We start from the raw sequence: 842 nt of genomic DNA on the forward strand, positions 1-842 counted from the left end.
GTGTCCAATGAAGTCCTGACCCTGACCCGCAGCAAGGACAACCCCGAACTCGAATTCGAAGGCCACAAGGTGCACCGCGCCCGCCTGAACTTTGAAATCGCCTCCACCGGCTTTTCCTGGTCCGCACTGTCCCGCTTTGTCGAACTCGCGCGCGAAGCCGACGTCATTCATTACCATTTCCCCTGGCCCTTCATGGACCTGGCCCATCTACTGGGCCGGATCAAGAAACCGACGGTTGTCACCTATCATTCCGACATCGTGCGCCAGAAGATGCTGCTGAAGCTATATCAGCCGCTCAAATACTGGTTCCTGAACGATGTCGACCGCATTGTCGCCACCTCGCCCAACTACCTCGCCACCAGCCCCATCCTGGAACGCTACAAGGACAAGACCGAGATCATCACCTACGGCCTCGACAAAAGCATCTACCCGGTACCGCAGGCCGAAACGCTGCACAAATGGCGCCAGCAGCTCGGCACCCGCTTCTTCCTGTTCGTCGGCATGCTGCGCTACTACAAGGGCCTGCATATCCTGATGGAAGCGGCTGCCAACACCTCCATGCCGGTCGTCATCGTCGGCGACGGCCCGGTCGAAGCCGAACTCAAGCAGCAAGCCAGGGTGCTGGGCCTGAACAATGTCCACTTCCTCGGTGCTTTACCCGAAGAAGACAAGGTTGCCCTGCTGACATTATGTTATGCGATGGTTTTCCCGTCCCACCTGCGTTCCGAAGCCTTCGGCATCTCACTGCTGGAAGGCGCCATGTTCGGCAAACCGATGATCTCCAGCGAGATCGGCACCGGCACCACCTACATCAACCTGGCCGACCAGACCGGGCTGGTGGT

General features: G+C 58.9%; 1 protein-coding gene. It reads left to right on the forward strand.

Features of this window, described 5'->3' with window-relative positions:
* On the forward strand, positions 1-842 hold an 842-nt coding region (locus ACO0LO_RS28995; protein WP_422970018.1), incomplete at both ends, for a glycosyltransferase.

It is taken from the genome of Undibacterium sp. TJN25 (assembly GCF_049339885.1).
Classification (GTDB): Bacteria; Pseudomonadota; Gammaproteobacteria; order Burkholderiales; family Burkholderiaceae_D; genus Undibacterium.